Genomic DNA, 17,375 nt, shown 5'->3' with positions numbered 1-17,375 from the left:
GAGCGGAGGGCTGCTGGACGCGTCGATGGCGCACTCTCCTTGGGAAAGGGGCCGCTCTACGCGCGTAGCGCCCCTGCTTTAAATAGTGCCCGGACCTGATCGAACTTGAATGATCTTGATAGCCGCCGTGGAGGCATCCTGATCAAGTCACGATCCGTTCCGAGCATTCTGCCGCGCGAACGGGGCGCGGGGAGGACATCCTTCCCGCGCCCGGTTCCGTGGCCGTAACGCTGCCATTACAGCGCTTCTTCAGCCAAGGCCTGTGACAGCCTTCGACCGAGGAGTCAGGAGGTCTTCACCGTGATGGTGCCGTCCTTGATGCCCGTTTCGGCCTTCTTGATCGCGGCCTGGATGTCGGCGTTGCCCGCGAAGGTCGGGTTGGAGTTCGACACGCTCACGCCGCCGTTCTCGAGGGAGCCGCGGATGACGCCGGTCTCCGGCTTGCCGTCGTTGACGGACTTGGCCAGCGTGTAGACCGCGCCCTCGACGTTCTTCATGGCCGAGGTCAGGATCGAGTCCTTGTAGGCCTTCAGAGCGTCCTGCTTGTACTGGTCGGAGTCGACGCCGATCGCCCACACCTTGTTGGCGTTGGCGGCCTTGATGACGCCCTGGCCGGACAGACCGGCGGCGGCGTAGACGACGTCCGCACCGGCGTCGATCTGGCCCTCGGCGGCGCTCTCGCCCTTGTCGGGGCTGGAGAAGCCACCCTCGGCGGCGGTCTCGGTCAGGTACTGCGACTTGACCGTGACGCCCTTCTTGGTGTCCTCGACGCCCTGCTTGAAGCCGGCCTCGAACTTGTGGATCAGCGGAACGTCCACGCCGCCGACGAAGCCGACGGTGTTGGTCTTGGTGGCCTTGGCGGCGGCGACGCCGGCCAGGTAGGAGGCCTGCTCCTCGTGGAAGACGAGGTCGGCCACGTTGTCGGCCTTGATCTGCTCGTCGTCGACGATGCCGAAGGTGGTCTTCGGGTACTTGGCCGCGACCTCCTTGACGGCCGGCGCGTAGGCGAAGCCGACGCCGATCACCGGGTTGTAGCCCTGCTTGGCGAGGCTCTCCAGGCGCTGCACCTTGTCGGCGTCCGACTCGCCGTCCTGCGGCTCGACGGCGGTGGACTTGTAGCCGAACTCCTTGTCGGCCTTGTCCAGGCCGGCCGTCGCGGCGTCGTTGAAGGACTGGTCGCCCTTGCCGCCGACGTCGTACGCGAGCGCGAGGCCCAGGTTCTTGTCGCTGCTGTCAGAGGAAGAGGACGACGTGGACGAGCTTCCACAAGCGGAAACGGTCACGGCGAGGGCTGCGGTGGCAACACCCGCAACCGCGATTCGGGACACCCGGCGCATGGAACGAGACTCCTTTGTGCAAGCGCCCAAACCAGGCGCTGGTTCCGCCGCAGCGTAACGCGCGTAGACCAGACGGAAAAACCCTTCTGTCCGGTCCGTTACCGAGCTGTGGCCACAGATGGAGCCCAGGTTACGGACAGCCGAACGCCCCTTGCGGTAGGCAAGGGGCGCATGGGCTGCGAGGACGCCCGTAAGGGCGTAGCAAGTGGCGGTGGGGCCGGTGCTCCGGTCGTTACTTGGTGTTGACCGTGACCGTGCCGTCGATGATGGCCTTCTTGGCCTTGTCGACGGCCGCGACGACGTCCGTCATCGCCGTGTACTTCGGGTTGGTGTCGGCGAAGCCGACGCCGTCGTTGGAGAGGCTGCCGCGGACCACGCCGGACAGCGGCTTGCCGTCGACGACGGACTTGACGAGGTCGTAGACCGCGCCGCCGACGTTCTTCAGCGCCGAGCCGAGGACGTAGTCCTTGTACGCCGCCAGCGCGCTCTGGCTGTACTGGTCGGAGTCGACGCCGATGGCCCACACCTTCTTGGCCGCGGCCTCGGTGATGACGCCCTGACCGGACAGGCCGGCCGCGTGGTAGATGACGTCGGCGCCCGCCTCGATCTGGCCGCTCGCCGCGTCCTTGCCCTTGTCGGGGCTGGAGAAGCCGCCCTCCTGGGCCGTCTCCGTCAGGTACTGCGACTCGATCTTGATGTTCGGGTTGATCGACTTGGCGCCCTGGATGTAACCGGCCTCGAACTTGTGGATCAGCGGGATGTCCACGCCGCCGATGAAGCCGATGTGCGCCTTCTTGGAGACCTTGGCGGCGGCGACGCCGGCCAGGTAGGAGGCCTGCTCCTCGTGGAAGACCATGTCGGCGACGTTCTTGGCCTGGATCTGCTCGTCGTCGATGATCCCGAAGGTGATGTTCGGGAACTTGGCGGCGGCCTCCTTGACGGCCGGCGCGTAGGCGAAGCCGACGCCGATCACCGGGTTGTAGCCGGACTGGGCGAGCTGGCTCAGCCGCTGCACCTTGTCCGCGTCGGACTCGCCGTCCTGCGGCTCGACGTCCTGGCCGCCGATCTTGAATTCCTTCTGGGCCTTCTCGAAACCGGCGTAGGCGGCGTCGTTGAAGGACTGGTCGCCCTTGCCGCCGATGTCGTACGCCAGACCGATGCCCTTGCCCGAGTACTTACCGGACTCGGTGGCCTCGGCCTGGGCGTCGGACTTGGACTTGCCGCAGCCGGCGGCGGCGAGAGCGACGACCGCGACGGTCACCGCAGCCCGGGTGAATCTCGTCCTCCGAGATATCAGACGCATAGCAAGCACCCCTTCATCCCCACGGCGCCGATACCGGCCCGCATTCCCCTTGGTTGCGCCGTTCCGGGAGGGCTCCCCAACAAGCCGTTCCAGGTGGGCGATTCGGCGCACAGTAACGCGCGTAGAAGGCGAGGGGAACGGGGTTTCTCGCGGCCGTTATCGATTCGTGCCGCCCCCGGGTTACAAGCGCGTCCTCGGCGTTACGGGTGGGTGACACAGGGGGGCGAAGAGTTACCTTTCGGACACCCTTCGCCCCCCCCTGTGGCGCTTCCGTCCCTCTCAGCTCACACGGGTCCTCGCGTCGAGCAGCGCGGCGGCCGTGAAGAGCTCCACGCCGACGGTGATCGCCGACTCGTCCGCGTCGAAGTCGCCCTGGTGCAGATCGCGCACGGTGCGCTCGCCGGGCGGGCGGACGCCGAGGCGGGCCATCGCGCCGGGCACCCGCTCCAGGTACCAGGAGAAGTCCTCGCCGCCCAGGCTCTGCTCGGTGGACTCCACGCCCGCCTCGCCGCGCCGGACGACCATCGCGTCCCGCAGCAGCGCGGCGACGTCGGCGTCGTTGACGACCGGGGGGACGCCCCGCACGTAGTTGATCTCGGACTTGGCGCGGTGCAGGTTGGCGACCTCGTCGATCGCGGCGACGACGATGTCCGGGGCCTGCCGCCACGCCTCGATGTCCAGGCAGCGGACGGTCCCGGAGAGCTCGGCGTGCTGCGGGATCACGTTGGGCGCGTGCCCGCTCTCGATGCGGCCCCAGGTGACGGCGAGCCCGGCGCGGGTGTCGACGCGCCGCCCGACCAGCGCGGGCACGTCGGTGACGACCCGGGCGACCGCCGTGACGAGGTCGGTGGTCAGGTGCGGGCGGGCGGTGTGGCCGCCGGGGCCGTCCAGGGAGATCTCCAGCCGGTCGCAGGCGGAGGTGATGGCGCCCTCGCGCAGACCGATCAGCCCGGCGTCCACGCGCGGGTCGCAGTGCACGGCGATGATCCGGCCGACGCCGTCCAGCGCGCCGCACTCGATGGCGTCGGCGGCGCCGCCGGGCAGCACCTCCTCGGCGGGCTGGAAGATCAGCCGCACCGGGCGCGGCAGCCGGCCCTGCCGGTGCAGTTCCGCGAGGACGAGCCCGGCGCCGAGGACGACGGTGGTGTGCACGTCGTGGCCGCAGGCGTGGGCGCGGTCGGGGACGGTGGACCGGTAGGCGCACTCGGTCTTCGTGTCCGGGATGGGCAGCGCGTCGATGTCGGCGCGCATGGCGAGGACGGGAACACCGTCCGCCCCCGCGTCCACGGTCCCGATGTCACAGATGAGGCCGGTGCCGATGCCGAGCACGCGTGGCTGGAGCCCCGCCTTCTCGAGGCGGGCCTTGATCGCGGCCGTCGTACGGAACTCCTGGTTGCCGAGCTCGGGGTGCATGTGCAGGTCGCGGCGGAAGGCCACGAGTTCTGCGCGCAGCGCCTCCGGCAAGGTGCCTGGGAGCACACCGGGGAGCGTGTCTTCCCCGGAAGGATCGGCCTCGGACTCTCGGGACATCAGTTGCTTCACCCTCTGAAGGGTAGGACGCCGGGACGGTCGACCGACCTACGATCAACAAAAGTTCAACCCGTCAGGGGAAGAAAAGTCGGTCGCGCGGCGCATGGCTGCTGTGGGCGGTGGGTAAACTCGACCGGCTTTCCGGCAGCCGCCCACACTTCTTCCTTCCTTTCACGGATACCACGGACCACTCCTGGCACGCCGTGCCTGTCCACGTACCGGGACCGTGACCGGGGCCCGATCCCGGAATCATCACCCGCACACGGCCGTGCCGCCACACAGCGCGACCGGTCGAGGGTCCCGGCGCCCCCGTCACATCGCGCTGACGGTCGTCAGTCTGTGGACGTCTCGCGCCGTTCCCGTCACGCCGGAGAGGAAGCCCTGGGCTCTCGGGGAGGCGTGCTCGGTGAGCCAGGCGGGGTCGATGTCGCAGACCGTGACGCGGACGTCGGTTCCGGAGAGGGCCAGGGGCAGGGTGTGCACGACCGTGGAGGGGAAGCTGAGGACCGTCCGCCCTATGGGGCCTCGGCGGGCGATCAGTTCCAGGGGGAGGTCCGGGCGGACGACCTCGAGGCCGGTCTCGACCGCCAGTCGGTGGAGTTTGTCCGTGCTCTCGCGGCGGTGGGCGAAGTAGCGGGTGACGCCGTGCGTCCGGGCCAGCGTGCGGACCGCCGCCAGGTAGTGGTCGGCGTCCACCACGCCCGTCTCCACCAGCGAGGTGCCCACCATGTCGGCGGCCTTCGTCACGCGCGGCGGGCCGAAACGGTCCCGGGTCCAGGCGAAGGAGTTGACCGTGAGGGCGACGCCGGCGGGGGCCTCCGGTACGGGCATGGAGGAGAAGACCTCGACGCTGCGGGCCGCGGTCGGGGTGAGGCGGCGGCGGGCCGAGGCGGAGACCGGGGCGAAGAGCACGTCACGCGGGCCGGAGCGGCCGCCCTTGCGGTGCCAGCGCACGAGGCGTTCGCCGCGGGCCAGTTGGCCGACGAACTCCATCGTGGCCGTGCCGTCGTCCACCACGACCAGCTCGCGCGCCCGGGTGATCGTCAGCAGCAGTTGGACGTAACGGGAGAACGGGTCGCCCAGCACCATCCGTTCCGCGCGCAGCAGCAGCCGGGTGAGGCCGCCGATCGTGCGGAAGGGGGCGGTCGCGCCGCCGCGGGCCTCCTCCCAGCGGACGGTGTGTCCTTCCTGGCGGGCCAGTTCGGCCATGCGGCGCAGCTGGCCGCGGGTCATCGGGTCGGTCGGGGACAGGACGACGAGGGTGAACCCCGCGCCGGGCTCCGCCTGCTCGTGGAGTTTCTGGGCGTGCGCCCACTCCAGGACGTTCAGGAGCTGCACCGGGCTCTCGACGAAGGCGAGGGTGTGGGGGGTGCCGGTACTCCCGGCGCGGGGGATCATCGACGTACGACCGTCCGTCCGTAAGGCACTCGTAGCGATACTCGGAGAGAGACTCAGACCGTGACCGGCTCGCCCGCGGCCGCGGCGATCTCGGCCTCGGCGACGACGCCGGAGACGCGGCGCAGCTTCTTCATGGGGCCCAGCTCGGAGTCGTAGACCTGCTTCACACCGTCGCCGAGGGACGCCTCGATGGTGCGGATGTCGCGGACGAGGCGGGTCAGGCCGCCCGGCTCCACGGACGCCGCCTGGTCGGAGCCCCACATGGCGCGGTCGAGGGTGATGTGACGCTCGACGAAGGAGGCGCCGAGGGCGACCGCGGCGAGCGTGGTCTGCAGGCCCGTCTCATGGCCGGAGTAGCCGATCGGGACGTTGGGGAACTCCTTCTCCAGCGTGTTGATCACGCGGAGGTTGAGCTCCTCGGCCTTCGCCGGGTAGGTCGAGGTGGCGTGGCACATGAGGATGTTGTCCGAGCCGAGGACCTCGACCGCGTGGCGGATCTGCTTCGGGGTGGACATGCCCGTGGAGAGGATGACCGAGCGGCCGGTGCCGCGCAGCGCGCGCAGCAGCTCGTCGTCGGTGAGGGAGGCGGAGGCGACCTTGTGCGCCGGGACGTCGAACTTCTCCAGGAAGGCGACCGCCTCGGTGTCCCACGGGGACGCGAACCAGGCGATGCCCTTCTCCTTGCAGTACTCGTCGATCTTGCGGTACTCGTCCTCGCCGAACTCCACGCGGTGGCGGTAGTCGATGTACGTCATCCGGCCCCAGGGCGTGTCGCGCTCGATGTCCCACTGGTCGCGGGGGGTGCAGATCTCCGGGGTGCGCTTCTGGAACTTCACGGCGTCGCAGCCGGCCTCGGCGGCCGCGTCGATGAGCTTGAAGGCGTTCTCCAGCTCGCCGTTGTGGTTGATGCCGATCTCGCCGCAGATGTAGACGGGGCGGCCGGGGCCGACCTCGCGCGAACCGAACGTACGCAGACGGGAGTTGGTACTCATTGCGGGGTTTTCCTTACTTGGTGAGGGAATCGAGAGAGGGTCCGAGGATCCAGCCGGCGATCTCCCGGATCGCGCCGTCGCCACCGGGGAGGGTGGTGACCGCGCGTGCGGCGCCGCGCACGACGTCATGGGCGCTCGCGACCGCCACGGGCCAGCCGACGAGGGCGAAGCACGGGAGGTCGTTGACGTCGTTGCCGACGTAGAGCACGCGCTCCGGCGCGATGCCCTGCTCCTCGCACCACTGCTTCAGCGCGAGGTCCTTGCGGTCGATGCCGTGCAGGACCGGGAGCTTGAGCTTCCGGGCCCGGGCGGCCACGACCGGGTTCTGTTCCGTGGAGAGGATCAGCATCTTCAGCCCGCTCCTGCGCAGGGCGGCGATGCCGAGTCCGTCGCCGCGGTGCACGGAGACGAACTCCTTTCCGTCGGAGTCGATCAGCACCCGGTCGTCGGTCTGGGTGCCGTCGAAATCGAGTACGACCGCGTCGATGTCGTCCGCGGTCGGGAGGACGCCGGGCAGGTCCGCGTCGAAGATCTGGGCCAGCGCCCGCGCCCGCGCGAGGTCGTGCGGGTCGTCGATCTCCAGCACGCGCGCGGGGTCGGTGCGGACCAGCTCGGTGCGGCCGAAGAAGCGGTGGCCGTGCTCGCGGAAGCCCTTGGTCCGCATGGCGTAGGCGGCGCCGGTCTCCAGGTAGTCCTGGGGGCGGTCCTGGCGGCGGGGGCGGTAGGACTTGTCGTGGTTGACGCCCGCGCCGCCCTCGGACTGCTGATCGGCGTCGCGCCACACGAAGCCGTGGAACGGCGCGACCGTCACCGCCGTGTCGGCGCCGTTCTCGACGACCGCCGCCGCGACCCCGTCGACGTCCTCGCGGACGAGGAACGGGCTGGTGCACTGCACGAGCAGGACGACGTCCACCGAGGCGCCGTGCAGGGCCTCGTGGACGTCGAGCGCGTGCGCGACGGCGGCCTCGGAGGTGGCGGTGTCCCCGGCGATGGCGGCCGGACGCAGCACGACCTCGGCGCCGGCCTGACGGGCGGCGACCGCGATGGCCTGGTCGTCGGTGGAGACGACGACGTCCGTCACCAGCCGGGCGGCCAGGCACTCGCGGATCGCGCGCGCCACCAGCGGGATGCCGCCGACGGAGGCGAGGTTCTTCGCGGGGACGCCCTTGGAGCCGCCGCGCGCGGGGATCACGGCGAGCACCCGGCGTGCCCCGGCCGCTGTGTCGAACATGGGCTGAACTCCTTGAGTCGGGTCGCTCACAGCTCCCCCATCCGCCGGATCACCGGGGCCACGCGCTGCACGCCGTGCCGGTAGGCGCCGCGGGCGGCCCGGCGCACGATCTGGCGTACGGGGCCCGGCTCCTTGTCGGCGGCGGGGGCGCCGGGCAGCGGGGTGCCGTCGGGGCCGAGGTGGTGGCGGGCGAGGATGCCGGGCAGATAGCCGGAGGCGGTCGCGAGGGTGTAGTAGGGGGCGAGCGGGGCCGGACCGGCGGGCCGGTCCAGCAGCTTGGCGATGCGTTCGCGGGCCGCGTCGAAGGCGCGGTCGTACGTGCCTGTCCCGGCGGGGCCGCCCCCGGCCGCGACGCCCTGCCGGGCCACCCACTCCTCGTCCGGGACGGGGCGGTGGCCGGCGTCGAGCCGGTCCCAGGAGGAGAGGCAGCCGGAGCCGACGAAGTGGTGGTTGCCGAGCGCCTCGCGCACCCCGAGGTCGGTGAGGACCACGGTGGGGATACGGCGGTGCAGGGACTCCAGGGCGGCCGTGGAGCTGACCGTGACCATGAGGTCGGTGCGGTCGAGGACCTCGCCCATGTTCCCGTACACCAGACGGAAGTTGGCCGGCGCGTCGAGCTTCTGCGCCAGCTTCTGGTAGGGCAGCTCCTCGATGTGCGTGGTGTGCTCGCCGGGCCGGGAGCGGAGCTTCAGCAGCACCTCGCGCTCGGGGTGCAGCCGCGCGTGCCGCACCAGCCGTTCGAGGAGGTACGTGCGGTCCCTGCGGTTCTCCGGCACGGAGGGCTGGGCGGCGAAGACGACCGTGTAGGGGTCGTGCTCACCCGTGTACGGCGCGCCGCCCAGGAACGGCAGGGCCACCTCGGTCACCGCCGAGGCGTCGGCGCCCACCCCTTCGAACACGGTGCGGAAACGCTCCGCGTCCTGGCGGGAGTTGGCGAGCACGAGGTCCGCGCCGTGCCGCAGCAGCAGTCCGTCGGCGAGCTTCTCGTAGACGACGCCGACGTATCCGGTGACGACCACGGGCCGCCGCTCGCGGTCCTCCCACACCCGTCTGAGGCCGTGCAGCATCGCCTGGACGCCGCCGCCGACGAGCGCGAGGACCAGGACGTCGTACGGCTCCGCTCCCTCCTCGCCCATGGCGCGCAGGAACTCGACCGCCGTCACCTCGCGCAGTGAGTCGGCGCGCACACCCACCTCGGTGAGCTGCCGGGCGGTGGGCGTGGCCCGGCCGCGCAGCAGGAAGCCGTCGAGGACGGGACCGGCCTGCGCGCGGTCCGGCGCGATCCGGCCGGCGGTGAGGGCGCCCCATTTCCAGCGGGTGTCGGAGTCCGCGAGGACCGCGATCCGGAGGGGCTTCGCATTGCTTGCTGGCACGGTCACGACCGTAGAAAGGGAAATCCAGCCGTGTGCCAACCACAAGTCAACAATGAGTTAACAACACGTCACCGAATACCGAACCGCCTGGCCATTGGCCAGGAATTAGATGTGATGCACCGTTCCGACACACCGAGTTCATATCCCATACCCCCGGCGGAAATATTTGCCGCCGGGCTGCGCCCTAGGGTTTCACTGTGCCAAAGCTCTCCGTCATCGTGCCGTTCTACAACGTGCAGCAATACGCGTCGGACACTCTCGTGAGCCTGCGTGCGAACACCCATGCGGACTTCGAGTTCATTCTGGTCGACGACTGCTCGACCGACGCGACGCCCGCTCTCCTCGAACGCGCGGAGCGCGAACTGCCGGGCGCGGTGTACGTCAGACATGACAAGAACGGGGGGCTGGCGACCGCGAGGAACACCGGGATCGACCACGCGCGCGGCGAGTACCTGACGTTCCTCGACGGAGACGACTGGCTCGCTCCGGGCTATTTTCCGCGACTCCTGGCCTCCATCGAGGAGCTGGGCTGCGATTTCGTCCGCACCGACCATGTGCAGTGCACCGGACGGGCCCGGGCCGTCCACCGCGTCCCGCAGGGCCGGCGCGGGACGGTGCTGAGCCCGCGCTCCGCGATCCTGCCCGCCAACCGGTCGACGTCGGTCGACTACGCCTACGCGTGGGCGGGTGTATACCATCGCCGGCTCGTCGACCGCGGACTGCTGCACTTCACCGACGGACTGCGGACGGCCGAGGACCGGCCGTGGATCTGGAAGCTCCACCGGGAGGCCGAATCCTTCGCCGTGGTAGGGCTGTTGGGCGTCTATTACCGACGTGGCGTGACCTCGTCGCTCACCCAGATCGGAGATGTCCGACAACTGGATTTCGTGCGTGCATTCGATCAGGTCATCGAGGAAACATCACGTGACCCCGAGGCGGATAAGTTGTTGCCCAAAGCAGTGCGCACGTATTGCGCGGTCATGACGCATCATCTCGGCACGATCGAGAGGTTCGAACCCGCCGTGGCCCGCAAACTGCGTTCCCTGTGCGCCGCCGCCCTGAAGAGAATGCCGCAGGACGTGCTCGCGGAGGTCATGGACTCGATGGACGTACAACGGGCAGGCGTACTGCGGCGCGTGCGGCGCAGGCCGTCGACGGCACGGGCGGTGGCCGTCTGATGGCTCGCACCACCCGGATCTTCTGCGTCTCGACCCTGTACGGCGCCGCGACCCTGGCCGCCGCTCTCGACGCCGGGCTCTTCGAGCCGACCGACCGCCGGCTGCTGCTGGTCGCCGACAACGCGGCCAACCCCGAGATCACCCCGTCCGTCGACGCGATGCCGGGCTTCGCCCGGATCCGTGAGCGCTTCGACGAGGTGCTGTCCTGGAACGAGACCATCGCCCCGTTCCACCCCGGCGGCTGGTCGCCGCGCGGCGACGACATCCCGCTGTGGGAGCGGCACATACGGCTGCTGTGGGACCTCGGCGAGGACGACGTCCGGCTGGCCGTGGAGTCCGTTCACCTCAACCCGGCGCTGGCGCTCTGCCAGTTGTTCACCGGCGCTCCCGTCGACGTCTACGCCGACGGCCCTGAGAGCTACGGCCCCACGCGCGACAAGATCGACCCACTGGTCGGCACCCGTGTCGACCGGCTGCTGCACCTCGATCTCGTCCCGGGCCTCACCCCGCTGCTGCTCACCGAGTTCGGGGTGCCGCCGGTGCCGGTGCCGTCCGAGGCCTTCCTGAAGGTGCTGGCCGAACTGGCCGACGGGGACGAGGAGTCGCCCGCCCCGGCGGCGCACGGGGAGCAGGCGCAAGGGGAGCAGGCGCAAGGGGAGCGGGTGCGGCCGGCGCTGCTGCTCGGGCAGCGCCTCGCGGAGCTCGGCATCGTCGGCGAGGCCCAGGAGGAGGACCTGTACCTGGGCATGGTGCGCGGGGCGGTGGCGCTCGGGCATCGCACGCTCGTCTTCAAGCCGCACCCCACGGCGCCTGTCCGCTGGTCCCGGCGGCTGGAGGACGAGGCGCGGAGACTGGGCGCCGAACTCACCCTCCTCGACGGGCCGGTCCTCGCGGAGGTGGCCTACCAGCGGCTACGGCCCGCGCTCGTCGTCGGCTGCTTCTCCACCGCGCTGCTCACCGCCGCCGGTCTGTACGGCCTGCCGGTCGCCCGGGCCGGCACCGACACCGTGCTGGCCAGGCTCGCGCCCTACCAGAACAGCGACCGGGTGCCGCTCACGCTCATCGACGCGGCTCTGCCGGACCTGGCGGACGGGTCGGCGGTGGAGAGCTGGAGCATGCCGTCGGCGGAGCGGCTCGCGGAACTGGCGCTGCTTCTGAAGGCGGTCGGCTTCGCGATGCAGCCCAAGATCCACCCGGGGCTGCGGGGCGAGGCGGAGCGCTACCTCTCCACCCGTCTGAACCCGCACACCTGGCGCTACTTCAAGCGACGACGCCTGGCGGCCCTGGCCCTGCCCGGCGCGGTACCGGCCCAGCTCGCCTTCATCCCGCGCAACGCGGCCGTACGCCGGCTCGCACGCCGGGCGCGGGCCCTGAAGCGGGTGACCGGCAAACGGTAGGGGCGGGGCGCCGGGCGGCTCGGGGGTTCATCGGATCGAAACCTCCGCGCCGCCCCCGGGTCAGCCGCTCCACATCCGTCACTCGCGGGAAGTCCATAGCGTCCGAACACATTTCCAGATCGGCTCCCATGGCTACAACGGAAGGTCCTCAGGATGAGCGCGGCTGACCAGGCCACGACACCGGTACCAGCACCGGCACCGGAACCGGCACCCCGGCTGAAACTCTCCCTGCCCGACCGGACCGAGGTCCGGCCCCGGGCGGAGAACCGGCTGCGCGCCCTGGACGGTCTGCGTCTGCTGGCGGCCCTGATGGTCTGCTTCTACCACTACGCCGGCAAGAACGGCGAGGTCGCGTCCTCCTGGCACCAGTCCCCCGCCGACAAGTTCCCCACGCTGTCCCAGATGGCCACCTACGGCAGCCTGGGCGTGCAGTTCTTCTTCCTGATCAGCGGCTTCGTGATCTGTATGAGCAGCTGGGGCAAGAGCATGGGCGACTTCTTCCGCTCCCGGGTCTCCCGCCTCTACCCGGCGTACTGGGCTGCGATAGTCCTGGTCACCGCCGCCTGCTTCGTCGCGCCGGCGGTCTCCGCGCCGCTCCGCTCGGACGAGGTGCTGGTCAACTTCACCATGCTGCAGCAGCCGATGGGCGTGCCCCGGGTGCTGGGCGTCGACTGGACGCTCTGGGTGGAGGTGCGCTTCTACGCCCTGTTCGCGCTGTTCGTGGTCTGGAAGGGCGTCACCTACCGCCGAGTGGTGATGTTCTGCATCCTGTGGACGCTGGCCGGTGTCTTCGCCCGGGTCGCCGACCACCCGCTGACCGACCAGCTGGTGATGCGCGACCACGCGCCGTACTTCATCGGCGGCCTCGCCCTCTACCTGATCCACCGCTTCGGCAGCGACCTGCTGCTGTGGGGCATCGTGGTGTTCAGCTTCCTGCTGGGCCAGCGCTACTCGGTCACGGCCCTGTGGCACCCCGGTCCGCAGGGCGCCTTCCACCGCAACCCGCACGTCATCGAGCTGATCGTCCTCGTCGCCTTCGTCGCCGTCGCCGCGGTGGCCCTGGGCTGGACGAGCAAGGCGAACTGGCGCTGGCTGACGGTGGCCGGGGCGCTGACGTACCCCTTCTATCTGATCCACGAGCACCTGGGCTGGTTCTTCATCCGAGTGCTGTACCGCGAGTTCGGTCTGAGCCCGTATCTGACGATCGCCACGACGATCCTGTCCATGCTGGGGATCGCCTGGCTGCTGCACAAGTTCGTGGAGAAGCCGTTCGGGCCCCGGCTGAGGAAGGCGCTGGCCGCGCAGTCCGTGCGGCGCGCCTGAGCGGCCCCACCAGGCACGACGGAGCCCCGCGCCCCTTTCCTCGGGACGCGGGGCTCCGTGGCGTCAGCCCTGGCGCGCCGCCGCCGTGGACCGGATCCTGCGCACCGCCCGCCGCACCGCCGGATGCCGGCGCAGCGCCTCCGCCCGGATCGGGGCTCCACCGGGGAGCCGCAGGCTGGTCAGGCGGCGGCGCTTGAAGTAGCGCTGGTACTCGGCCAGATGCTCGGTGAGCCAGGCCGCCGTCTCCTCGCGCAGGGCGTGCTGCTTACGGGACTGCATGCAATACCCCACCGCCCGCACCAGAGGCGTCAACTCCGCTGCCGCTCCCGCGAGTTCGAGCGGGGCGCCGAGCTCCGCGCGCTCCGCGTCGGGCAACGCCGCGTCGATGACGGTGAGCGGGACGCGGTTGCTGTTCTCGTAGGGCGTGATGCGGTCCAGGAGCAGCTCCGTGCCGACGCGGGCGACCGGAATGCCGTAGAAGGCGGCGGCGGTCATCAGGGCCGTGGAGAAGCAGCCGATGACGAGCTTCGGCTTCAGGAACGCGAAGACCGTCTCGGCGAGGACCGGTTCGTTGAGCACCGTGAGCCGTACGCCGAGTTCCTTCGCGACCGCCTCCAGCGCGTCGTTGAAGACGGCGGGGGCGCTCGGGTGCGGCTTGAACAGCACATCCTCGTGGCCCGCACGGGCGGCGGCCCGCAGCATGCGGATGTGCAGCTGCTCCTCCTCGTCCTGGGTGATCAGGTCGATGGCAGAGAGGTACTGGCCGAGGAGGACGGCGGTGGGCGGGTGGTCGGCGGGGAGGCGCTCGGCGAGGATGCCCGCGCCCGACTCGCCGATCTGCGCGAGGACGTCCACGACGGCCTCGCCCGGCACGGCCTCGGGCTCGACGCCGTACTCGGTCAGCAGCATGGGCTTGAGGCCCGGCACCAGGTCGAGGTGGAGGACGCGCTTGATGCGGCTGCTCATGCCGTGCGGGATGCGGTTGCGGGTGGGGCCGTAGCTCATCAGGCCGTCCGCGTACACATGGATGGGGCTGTCCGCGAAGATGTCGGCGACCGCGCGGGAGGGGTTGGCCTGGATGGACTCGCAGGCGATCTCGACGGGTTCGTCGCCCAGGTCCCAGGCCAGCCGGACGGCCTTCTCCCACAGCTGGGCGTCCTGGGCGCGCGGGGACCAGCCGACCGGGTGGTGCGGGGAGATGAACTCGTTCCAGGAGTGCACCTCGTCGAACTCGGGGCGCAGCTTCTCGAAGCCGGCCATCCGGTCCAGCGGGGTGCCGACCTCGGGGACCGAGGCGGTGTTGCTGACGACGAGGAGGCGGCGGACGCCCTCGCGCGGGCCGAACTGGCCGGCGCGGATCGCGGCGGTGACGGTCGCGGCCGCGTACTGGGTGGCCGAGAAGAAGATCTGGATCATGCCGCCACTCCCTTGAGACCGCCCCGGACCCGGCGCAGCATGTCGACGCGTTCCTCGCCCATCCCCACCACGGCCTCGCTCAGTTCGGCCTCGCTCATCGCGCCGAGCGCGTCGGCGGCCATCCGCTTCAGCTTCGCGGCCACACTGCGCTCGAACCGGTGCCGGTCGAGGAGTTGGTGGGCGATGACGACGCAGTAGTTGCGCAGGGCCTTCGTGCGCAGCCCGGCCGCCTCGGGGTCGTCGGCGAGTTCGGCGAGGACGAGGTCGAAGGAGCGGAAGAAGTCCAGCTGGCGCACATCGCCGATCTGGGTGAGCGAACTGGCGATCCCCCGGCGGTAGAAGACCCCGTGCAGGCTGGCGGCGACGTAGGACTCGGCCCTGCGGTGCAGGTCCCAGATCCACGGGCGGTCCTCGGCGGTGCGCAGCCCGTCGTGGAAGCGGAGCATGCCCCGATCGAGGAGACGGCGGTGGTAGACGCCGGCCCAGGCGTACGGGTAGTCGACCATCGTGGTGTCGTCGACGGGGAGGATCGAGGTGCGCGGGTCGAGCGGGGTGTGGCGGCGGCCCTCGGGCGCCCGGTGGACGGCCCGCTCGACACCGGTGACCTGTACGTGGTCGACGCGGACGAAGTCGACGTCGAACCGCTCGATGACGTCGACCAGTCGGGCCAGATAGCCCGGCGCGAGCCAGTCGTCGCCGTCGAGGAAGGTGAGGTAGCGGCCTTCCGCGGCGTCGATGCCGGTGTTGCGCGCGGTCGCCAGTCCGCCGTTGTGCTCGTGCCGGATCACCCGGCTGTTCCCGAGCCGCTCCGTGAGGGCGAGGAGTGCCTCGTAGGTCTTGTCCTTGGTTGACCTGTCCTCGACGAAGATGAACTCGAAGTCGTCCCGTGCGTTGTTGACCAGGCTGGTCACGGTTTCGGCAATGTACGACTCGATGTTGTAGCAGGGGACGACGACGGACAGGGTCGGTGTGTTGGCCACGTGTGCGCACCTGGATTCTCTGCGGAAAGTCAAGAGATCTTAAGAAATCGGGATCTGCATTCGTGTGTCCCGTCATCGACATTCACGTGAATTCGGTGTGACAAGCCCTCCGCCTCTTTGGGCACCACAGTATTCTCTCAAAGCACAATGCTAGGTTCGCGCACGTGACCGAAATATCCACCTCGACTCCACCGGCCGCACAACGCGGTGGGAGTCCGCACAGACCGGCTTCCCGCCGTCTGCGCCTCACCTCTTCCGCGGGGTGGACGACCGCCCTCACCGCCGCCGGGCTGTTGATCTACACGACGCTCACCGCCGGTGTCTTTCTCGACCTCCGTTATGTGCTCGCCGCCCTGCGCACCACGGGAAAAAGCGGCCTGTCCCCCTCCGAGATCTTCGCCCACCGGCCTTTCTTCTACCGCTGGCTGCTGGCCGCTCTGGACTCCGCCACCGGCGGATCGAACGCGGTGCGCGAAGCCACCCTGCGGCTCTTCGGCCTCGCCCTGTGCGCGGCCGCCGGTCTGCTGCTGCACCGGGCCCTGCGCCGCCGGATGCCCGAGCGGGACGCGCTGCTCGTCGCGGGGACCACCGCCCTGGCGCTGGCCTTCGCGCCCGTCATCGACTACATGCAGCCGGAGTGGTTCGCGATCGTCTTCGCGCTGCTCGCCGTCGCCGCCGCGCTCGGTCTCGACAACCGCGCGCAGGCCGCGGCGCTCGCCGCGCTGCCGCTCGGTCTCGCCGTCCTGATGAAGTACTCCACCGCGGGCACCGCCGCGATGGCGCTCGTCGTCGTCTTCGCAGTGGACCGTATACGTGGCCTGTTGCTCGCCGCCGCGAGCGCCGTCGCCACCGGCCTGCTGTTCGCGGTCAGCGCCTGGTCGGGCTCGCGCGAGCTGCAGTGGCTGCGCGACATGCCGCACATCAACGCGCACGCCTGGGGCAAGGATCCGCTCGTCGTCTCCGACCTGCTGCAGCGGACCGTCTCCTACGTGGGCGACCGGATCGCGCTCACGCCGGTCCTCGCGCTGCTGCCCGGGGCGCTGCTGCTGTTCGCCGCGACTCTCGCCTCGCGCCGGCAGCGGGTCGAGGCCGTGGTCACGACCCTGCTGGTGTGCGGCATCGGCCTGGCCGTCGTGGTCTACCAGGGCAACTGGTTCGCGTACCACGGCGAGAGCCTGGTGGCGGTGGCCGCGGCCCTGACCGGTCTCGCGATCGGCCGCTGGTACGGACGCCACGGCAGGCCCCCGCTGTGTCTGACCGTGCTCGCCCTGCTGTACGGGGTCGGGACCCCGCTGCTCGCCCAGGTCCGCGCGGACGTCGACGTGGACGTGATCGCCTGGCTCGCCTCGGCCGCGGCCCTGCTCGCCGGTGCGGTGGACCTGTGGTGGGTGCGGGCGCCGCGTCCGCGGGCCGCGCGCCTGCCGGTGGCGCTGCCCGTCCTCGCGCTCGTGGTGTGCCTGGCGGCGACCGTGTGGCCCACGTCCGGGGTCCGGGTGATCCTCGGACGCATCGTCACGACCAACGCCGAGCTCAAGGTGCAGGCGCGGTCGGCGGAGAGTGCCGCCGAGCAGGTGAAGGCCGAACTCCCGGCCGGGGCACCGGTCCTGTACCTGACCTTCGGCCAGCAGGCGTACTACATCGACCACCCGACCGCCTGCCGGTACCCCTTCCCCACCTTCTTCAACGTGCCCAAGCAGCTCACCGACGTCCCCTCGCTGACGTCGACCCGGGAGAACGTGCGCTGCATCACGCAGGACCACCCGGCCGAGTACGCCGTGTACCAGCCCAGTTGGCTGTCGCTGGGGATCATCGATCCGCGGATCGCGGCCGACATCCGTCGTACGTACGACTGCCCCAAGCCCGAGGGACGGCAGCTCGTGGTGTGCAGGCTGCGCTGACGCGGGTGCGTGCGTGCGG

The 17,375-nt window shown here is 70.4% G+C and carries 13 protein-coding genes; 4 read left to right on the top strand and 9 right to left on the bottom strand.

Going from position 1 to position 17,375, the window contains the following annotated elements; genetic code table 11:
* Positions 1-284: 284 nt before the first annotated feature.
* The 7 genes from ABZ725_RS02310 to ABZ725_RS02280 form a co-directional block, all read right to left on the bottom strand.
* Complete coding sequence (locus ABZ725_RS02310) at positions 285-1,337, bottom strand: BMP family ABC transporter substrate-binding protein (protein WP_358800923.1); 1,053 nt, start codon at positions 1,335-1,337, stop codon at positions 285-287.
* 232 nt (positions 1,338-1,569) lie between these two features.
* A complete protein-coding gene (locus ABZ725_RS02305; RefSeq protein WP_358800922.1) occupies positions 1,570-2,640 on the bottom strand; it encodes a BMP family ABC transporter substrate-binding protein in 1,071 nt (356 codons plus the stop codon).
* A gap of 279 nt (positions 2,641-2,919) precedes the next feature.
* Complete coding sequence (locus tag ABZ725_RS02300) at positions 2,920-4,170, bottom strand: amidohydrolase (protein WP_358801357.1); 1,251 nt, start codon at positions 4,168-4,170, stop codon at positions 2,920-2,922.
* A gap of 312 nt (positions 4,171-4,482) precedes the next feature.
* On the bottom strand, positions 4,483-5,568 hold the full coding sequence (locus tag ABZ725_RS02295) for a hypothetical protein (protein WP_351908755.1): 1,086 nt from the start codon (positions 5,566-5,568) through the stop codon (positions 4,483-4,485).
* A gap of 53 nt (positions 5,569-5,621) precedes the next feature.
* Positions 5,622-6,560: an N-acetylneuraminate synthase family protein gene (locus tag ABZ725_RS02290; protein WP_351908753.1), complete on the bottom strand. Its 939-nt coding sequence runs from the start codon at positions 6,558-6,560 to the stop codon at positions 5,622-5,624.
* A 13-nt stretch (positions 6,561-6,573) separates the two neighbouring features.
* Positions 6,574-7,791 carry an N-acylneuraminate cytidylyltransferase gene (locus ABZ725_RS02285; protein ID WP_358800921.1) on the bottom strand — a complete coding sequence of 406 codons (1,218 nt, stop codon included), beginning with the start codon at positions 7,789-7,791 and terminating at the stop codon, positions 6,574-6,576.
* Positions 7,792-7,817: 26 nt separating this feature from the next.
* Positions 7,818-9,164, bottom strand: a complete 1,347-nt coding sequence (locus tag ABZ725_RS02280) for a DUF6716 putative glycosyltransferase (protein ID WP_358800920.1) — start codon at positions 9,162-9,164, stop codon at positions 7,818-7,820.
* A 197-nt stretch (positions 9,165-9,361) separates the two neighbouring features.
* Between ABZ725_RS02280 and ABZ725_RS02275 the strand changes: the two genes are divergently transcribed.
* From ABZ725_RS02275 to ABZ725_RS02265, 3 genes are all read left to right on the top strand, one after another.
* Positions 9,362-10,342 carry a glycosyltransferase family 2 protein gene (locus tag ABZ725_RS02275; protein WP_351908747.1) on the top strand — a complete coding sequence of 327 codons (981 nt, stop codon included), beginning with the start codon at positions 9,362-9,364 and terminating at the stop codon, positions 10,340-10,342.
* Complete coding sequence (locus ABZ725_RS02270; protein WP_358800919.1) at positions 10,342-11,739, top strand: polysialyltransferase family glycosyltransferase; 1,398 nt, start codon at positions 10,342-10,344, stop codon at positions 11,737-11,739. The genes ABZ725_RS02275 and ABZ725_RS02270 overlap by 1 nt, the downstream gene beginning before the upstream one ends.
* Before the next feature lie 153 nt (positions 11,740-11,892).
* The gene (locus ABZ725_RS02265; RefSeq protein ID WP_358800918.1) at positions 11,893-13,062 is read left to right on the top strand and encodes an acyltransferase; all 1,170 of its coding nucleotides are present in this window, start codon (positions 11,893-11,895) and stop codon (positions 13,060-13,062) included.
* A 63-nt stretch (positions 13,063-13,125) separates the two neighbouring features.
* On the opposite strand, the gene ABZ725_RS02260 is transcribed toward ABZ725_RS02265, so the two are convergent.
* Together ABZ725_RS02260 and ABZ725_RS02255 are read right to left on the bottom strand one after the other, a co-directional pair.
* Positions 13,126-14,478, bottom strand: coding sequence for an alpha-2,8-polysialyltransferase family protein (locus ABZ725_RS02260; protein WP_358800917.1), 1,353 nt, complete (start codon positions 14,476-14,478; stop codon positions 13,126-13,128).
* Positions 14,475-15,458: a glycosyltransferase family 2 protein gene (locus ABZ725_RS02255; protein WP_358800916.1), complete on the bottom strand. Its 984-nt coding sequence runs from the start codon at positions 15,456-15,458 to the stop codon at positions 14,475-14,477. The genes ABZ725_RS02260 and ABZ725_RS02255 overlap by 4 nt, the downstream gene beginning before the upstream one ends.
* 164 nt (positions 15,459-15,622) lie before the next feature.
* On the opposite strand from ABZ725_RS02255, the gene ABZ725_RS02250 reads away from it, so the two are divergent.
* On the top strand, positions 15,623-17,356 hold the full coding sequence (locus tag ABZ725_RS02250) for a hypothetical protein (RefSeq protein ID WP_358800915.1): 1,734 nt from the start codon (positions 15,623-15,625) through the stop codon (positions 17,354-17,356).
* Positions 17,357-17,375: the final 19 nt, after the last annotated feature.

The organism is Streptomyces sp. NPDC006872, from assembly GCF_040635845.1.
In the GTDB taxonomy this organism is placed as follows: Bacteria; Actinomycetota; Actinomycetes; order Streptomycetales; family Streptomycetaceae; genus Streptomyces.
Note: the sequence above shows the minus strand (reverse complement) of the source record. Positions and strands in the feature narration are given on the sequence as shown.

Bases quoted from the DNA above. Each gene is read 5' to 3' on its own strand.
- ABZ725_RS02305 (WP_358800922.1), bottom strand. From the start codon at position 2,640: ATGCGTCTGATATCTCGGAGGACGAGATTCACCCGGGCTGCGGTGACC.
- ABZ725_RS02290 (WP_351908753.1), bottom strand. From the start codon at position 6,560: ATGAGTACCAACTCCCGTCTGCGTACGTTCGGTTCGCGCGAGGTCGGC.
- ABZ725_RS02300 (WP_358801357.1), bottom strand. From the start codon at position 4,170: ATGTCCCGAGAGTCCGAGGCCGATCCTTCCGGGGAAGACACGCTCCCC.
- ABZ725_RS02270 (WP_358800919.1), top strand. From the start codon at position 10,342: ATGGCTCGCACCACCCGGATCTTCTGCGTCTCGACCCTGTACGGCGCC.
- ABZ725_RS02260 (WP_358800917.1), bottom strand. From the start codon at position 14,478: ATGATCCAGATCTTCTTCTCGGCCACCCAGTACGCGGCCGCGACCGTC.
- ABZ725_RS02285 (WP_358800921.1), bottom strand. From the start codon at position 7,791: ATGTTCGACACAGCGGCCGGGGCACGCCGGGTGCTCGCCGTGATCCCC.
- ABZ725_RS02310 (WP_358800923.1), bottom strand. From the start codon at position 1,337: ATGCGCCGGGTGTCCCGAATCGCGGTTGCGGGTGTTGCCACCGCAGCC.
- ABZ725_RS02265 (WP_358800918.1), top strand. From the start codon at position 11,893: ATGAGCGCGGCTGACCAGGCCACGACACCGGTACCAGCACCGGCACCG.
- ABZ725_RS02295 (WP_351908755.1), bottom strand. From the start codon at position 5,568: ATGATCCCCCGCGCCGGGAGTACCGGCACCCCCCACACCCTCGCCTTC.